Origin of the sequence: Pseudoalteromonas sp. TAE79 (assembly GCF_000498015.1) — a bacterium.
Classification (GTDB): domain Bacteria; phylum Pseudomonadota; class Gammaproteobacteria; order Enterobacterales; family Alteromonadaceae; genus Pseudoalteromonas.
In genome coordinates, this window is sequence record NZ_AUTL01000041.1 from 1 (window position 1) to 4,991 (window position 4,991).

Consider the following 4,991-nt stretch of genomic DNA (forward strand, 5'->3'; position numbering starts at 1 on the left):
TTGTATTGCTAACGCGCAAAGCTAGCAATCAACAGCGCTTTCTGCTTAAATCAAAAATAATTAATTATACAAAGGTGGTACAAAAATGGTTTTAGATAGGCAAGGGTACGATGATTTGATCATGTATCTAACTCAAAATTTAGCATTGTTTGAGAAGCCAGGCGAAATAAAACCAGGTGCCCCAACAGTAATGGAATTAATCGAAGACGTTATTGCACAAAATGTGATGCTTATTTGCGAGCAGCACACAAACCTCAACACAGAGCAGCGTAGTCAAATTGTACGCGAAGTTGATGGCATTGTTTACGATTTAGAAGAAGTCCTCAGCAGCATCACCTCACAGCCTGTCACGGTTGAACAGCATGCCTTTATAGATGAATTTGCAGGTTTAGTAAAAAACCTCTTTGATAGCGCTTTAACGCAACAATCTTAGTCATTTTATAGCCCTGCGTTGCATTTTCATTTGCAACTACGGCTAACTTGCTTACAATCAAGAAAATATTTTTTGAGATATAACAATGCAAGCAAATGTAAAATGGGTTGAAGGCGATACGTTTATTGGTCGTTCTAATTCTAACCACAATGTTGTGTTTGATGGCGGCAGCGATAGTGCAGCACCAAGCCCAATGGAAATGGTTTTAATGTCAGTTGGCTGTTGTTCATCAGTTGATGTGGTTAGTATTTTAAAAAAAGCCAAACAAGATTTTTCAGATGTACAAGTACAACTAAGTGCAGAGCGCGCCGAAACAGCCCCACGTGTGTTTACCAAAATCAACTTACACTTTGTTGTTAAAGGCAATAATGTGTCTGAAAAGCACCTTGCACGCGCCGTTTCACTCTCTGCTGAAAAGTATTGCTCAGTTGCATTAATGCTTGATAAAACAGTAGAAATTACGCATAGCCACGAAGTTGTGCAAGATCAAGCAAAATAACGCTTTTTCCACGAGGGAAATTCGTATAAAATCCGCGAACTTTTCATTCTGCAGGTGCAGAACCCACTAATTTATAGGTTGGTTTATTATGAACAAACCCTTCGATAAACTTAAACTTCATGGCTTTAACAATTTAACCAAAAGTTTAAGCTTTAGTATTTATGATATTTGTTACGCAAAGACCGAGCAACAACGTAAAGAATATATTGAATATATCGATGAGCAGTACAGTGCAGATAGACTAACCGACATTTTAGGTGAAGTTGTTGATATTATTGGTGCTAACATTTTAAATGTAGCGCGCCAAGATTATGAACCGCAAGGCGCAAGTGTAACTATTTTGGTTTCAGAAGAACCAGTAGAAGAGCAGCAAAATTACGATGCTGACGAAGCACCAGGCCCATTACCTGATTCAGTTGTTGCGCACCTAGATAAAAGCCACATTTGTGTACACACATACCCAGAAGCTCACCCTGATGATGGTATTTGTACATTCCGTGCTGATATTGAAGTGTCTACTTGTGGCATTATTTCGCCACTTAAAGCGTTAAACTTCTTAATTCATAGCCTTGAATCAGACGTAGTAACAATTGACTACCGCGTTCGTGGTTTTACCCGCGACATAAACGGTGTTAAGCACTACATTGATCATGCTATTAGCTCGATTCAAAACTTCATGACAGAAGATACCAAAGAAGCGTACCAAATGATGGACGTGAACGTGTATCAAGAAAACCTGTTCCATACTAAAATGATGTTAAAAGAAACCGACTTAAATACCTATTTATTCGGCCTTTCTACTGATGAGTTATCGGACGAAGAAGAAGACGAAATTCGCTCTAAGCTGACTCGCGAAATGCAAGAAATATTCTATGGCCGTAACCTGCCAGATACAGAATAATAGCAACGAATTAAATTAAAAATGGCGCTCAGTGAGCGCCATTTTTTTATGGCTAAAAAAGCCCAGCTAATTAAATTAGCTGGGCTTTTGAATATATAGCGTATTAATTAATCATGCTGTAAATAAGTGCAAATACAGCAAGTGAGCCAACCGCTAATATAAATAGCGTGCTTAATCGGTTGCGGTATTTATGAAGTGCAGGCACTTTATAAACTGCAATCATTGGCATGATGAATAAGATCATTGCGATGATAGGGCCCGATAACTGATCCATCATGTCTAAAATACTTGGGTTTTTAACCGCACAAAACCAAATAGCTAAAAACATAATGAGTACGCCAATTTTATCGGCCGCTTTTGCGCTTAAGCTTGTTTGTTTAGTTACTAAACCCGTAAAGCTTTCACGCGCTCCTAAAAAGTGACCCAAAAACGACGATGTAATAGCAATAAATGCAACAAGCGGCCCAAGTGTGGCAATAAACGAGTTATCAGTAATATTAGCAAGGTAGGATAAAACCGATACGTTAGCGGCTTTAGCAGCGGCCATTTGCTCGCCTGTAAGCGACAGCACGCAAGAGAACACAAATAACAGTACAAAGGTAATAAGTAGTAAGCTAGTGCGCTTTAAAATCGCCTCAGACTTATGTGTAGCTTGTTCACCGTAGTGACCGCGTTGCACGTTTACAAAGCTTGAGATAGCCGCTGCGTGGCTAAACGAAAACACAATAATAGGAATCGATAACCACAACGTTTTACCAAAGCTGCCCATTTCAGGCAGTGTCATATCTGGCATTTGCCAGCTTGGGATTAAATAAAGTGATAAAAAGAACAATATACCCACAAGCGGATAAACTAAAATAGCAAAGGCACGCAGCATTAAGCGCTCTCCGCCCATCATTAAGCTAATCATACCTGCAACTAATACACCCGAAAGCAACACGCGAGAAGGTGATTCCATCCCCATTTGATTAACCATAAAGCTATCAACGGTATTGGTTAAGCCCACACCGTAAATAAGCAAAATTGGGAATATAGATAAAAAGTACAATAAAGAAATTAACCGCCCCGCAGTCACACCAAAGTGTTCTTCAACTACATCGGTAAAATCGGCATCTTTATTTTTTGATGAAAGTACAAAACGCGCTAATCCACGGTGTGCACAAAAGGTCATTGGAAATGCTAAGCATGCCAAAATAATTAACGGCCAAAAACCGCCAATGCCAATATTAATAGGTAAAAATAAAATACCCGCACCAACGGCGGTACCAAAAAGGCTTAAAGTCCACTGCGTATCGTGCAGATTCCATTTAGAAGTGGGTGTGTTTGAAGGTGTGTGTGCACCTGTTGTTGATGCATTTGAAAGCGTTGCATCTTGAGATGTTGTCATGTGTGTGTTTATCCATTATTTAAATAATAATCGCGCGCAAGAATATAGTTTTTAGCTAAAAATTTCATGTTTTGAGAGGATTTGTAGACTAATTAATTAGACCAATTTGAAGGGTAAGTGTCATGAATACGAAACAGCGGTGTAAAAGTGAGCAAAAGCCTTAAATGGCAAGCCACATTATAGAGTTACTGTACGGGGTAGGTTGGTTAGTTGGAGCGAAACCCAACACGCTATAGCGTCACGCGAGCAGGAAAGCCGAGGAAGGCGGTTTTCATAACGTAAAAATAGGGGAAGGTCATTTTTATTGGTTTTCATTTAAAAATCAGAATCTGCTCCCAAAAGCTGTTAAGTAGAAGCCATTGATCTGAACTTCATAAGAGATTTTTATTAAACTCCGTTATACTTCCTGCAATTGAATATGCCAAACGAAGTAAATAGGCCACTAACTGCAATGAGCAAAGAGATTCTCTTCCATACTACTTTTGCGCACGAAACCAGTAAAACATGGGTTGTATTTGTCCATGGAGCAGGTGGTAGCTCGGCAATTTGGTTTCGTCAGCTTAAGGCTTATAAAAAAGAATATAATGTATTGTTGCTTGATCTTCGTGGTCACGGTAAATCGAATAACTTAGTACAAAACTTTGTTGATAATAATTATTCGTTTAATAATGTCTCTAAAGACATTATAGATGTGTTAGATCATAACAATATCACCAGCGCACACTTTGTTGGCATTTCATTGGGCACAATTATTATTCGAAATATTGCTGAAATTGCGCCGCAATATGTTTCTAGCATGGTGCTAGGTGGAGCGGTTACTCGTTTTAATACTCGCAGTAATACATTGGTTTATTTAGGTAATACTTTTAAACACTTCTTGCCTTATATGTGGCTGTATCGCTTATTTGCTTTTATCATGATGCCGAAAAAGCGTCATAAAGAATCTCGACTTTTGTTTGTTCGTGAAGCAAAACGCTTGTGCCAAAAAGAGTTTATAAAATGGTTTAAATTAGCCATGGACGTAAATCCTTTAATGCAATACTTCAAAGAAAAAGACATTGATATTCCCATTCTTTACATTATGGGCAAAGAAGATCATATGTTCCTTGGCCCTGTTAAAGAAATGGTTAAGCGTCATAAAAATAGCGTACTGCAAACTATTCACCATTGTGGCCATGTTTGTAATGTGGAGCGTCCTGACTTATTCAATCAGCACTCGCTTGCTTTTATCGCCCAGCAAAATCGTTAAGGGTTGTAGAAGGAATAAGATCGGTACATTCTTTTTGGATTTTCGCCCTAAACTCAAAACAAGACCTAAAGGAATAAAACTCCATTTTTATATCAAAGCGTAGGTTGGGTAGAGCGAAGCGAAACCCAACAAGCCATAGCGTCATTCTAGCGGTAAAGCCAAGAGGCGACTTTATTTCTCAAACTTGCTTATCCAATAATGTTCAATTGATATACACTGGTTAGGTAACGTATTGATAAGGATATTAAGTTGTCGCAAGTTAAAACTCTCCCTATTACAGCCACACGCTGGCTTTCCATTTTATTGTGCGCAATTACTGCAACTACAATTACTGTATTTTTAAGCAAAGTCGGTTTTGTACAAAAGGCATATTCAAGTTGGAGCGCTATTTTAAATGCGAATCCGGTTTTGCATTACAGCAGCGCATTTTTAGCGGGTATTGGCATAAAGCTCCTGCTTGATAAGTTTTATATATCGCACCCCAAACGCAGTATTGGATTCAGCTGGCGATATCCGCCAGTG

General features: G+C 38.8%; 6 protein-coding genes. 5 read left to right on the top strand and 1 reads right to left on the bottom strand.

Features of this window, described 5'->3' with window-relative positions; genetic code table 11:
• Positions 1-85 precede the first annotated feature (85 nt).
• The 3 genes from L655_RS0101130 (at position 86) to speD (ending at position 1,833) form a co-directional block, all read left to right on the top strand.
• Entirely contained in the window at positions 86-433 is a 348-nt protein-coding gene (locus L655_RS0101130; protein ID WP_007580087.1) for a DUF3802 family protein, read from the top strand.
• An 85-nt stretch (positions 434-518) separates the two neighbouring features.
• Entirely contained in the window at positions 519-932 is a 414-nt protein-coding gene (locus L655_RS0101135; RefSeq protein WP_002958863.1) for an OsmC family protein, read from the top strand.
• An 88-nt stretch (positions 933-1,020) separates the two neighbouring features.
• The gene (gene speD / locus L655_RS0101140; protein ID WP_024597058.1) at positions 1,021-1,833 is read left to right on the top strand and encodes an adenosylmethionine decarboxylase; all 813 of its coding nucleotides are present in this window, start codon (positions 1,021-1,023) and stop codon (positions 1,831-1,833) included.
• A 103-nt stretch (positions 1,834-1,936) separates the two neighbouring features.
• On the opposite strand, the gene L655_RS0101145 is transcribed toward speD, so the two are convergent.
• Positions 1,937-3,220, bottom strand: a complete 1,284-nt coding sequence (locus tag L655_RS0101145; protein ID WP_024603811.1) for an aromatic amino acid transport family protein — start codon at positions 3,218-3,220, stop codon at positions 1,937-1,939.
• A 451-nt stretch (positions 3,221-3,671) separates the two neighbouring features.
• Between L655_RS0101145 and L655_RS0101150 the strand changes: the two genes are divergently transcribed.
• Both L655_RS0101150 and L655_RS01000000124860 read left to right on the top strand, forming a co-directional pair.
• Positions 3,672-4,469 carry an alpha/beta hydrolase gene (locus L655_RS0101150; protein WP_007580097.1) on the top strand — a complete coding sequence of 266 codons (798 nt, stop codon included), beginning with the start codon at positions 3,672-3,674 and terminating at the stop codon, positions 4,467-4,469.
• 249 nt (positions 4,470-4,718) lie between these two features.
• Positions 4,719-4,991 (top strand): hypothetical protein (locus L655_RS01000000124860; protein WP_033011148.1); only part of this gene is annotated, 273 nt, incomplete at its 3' end.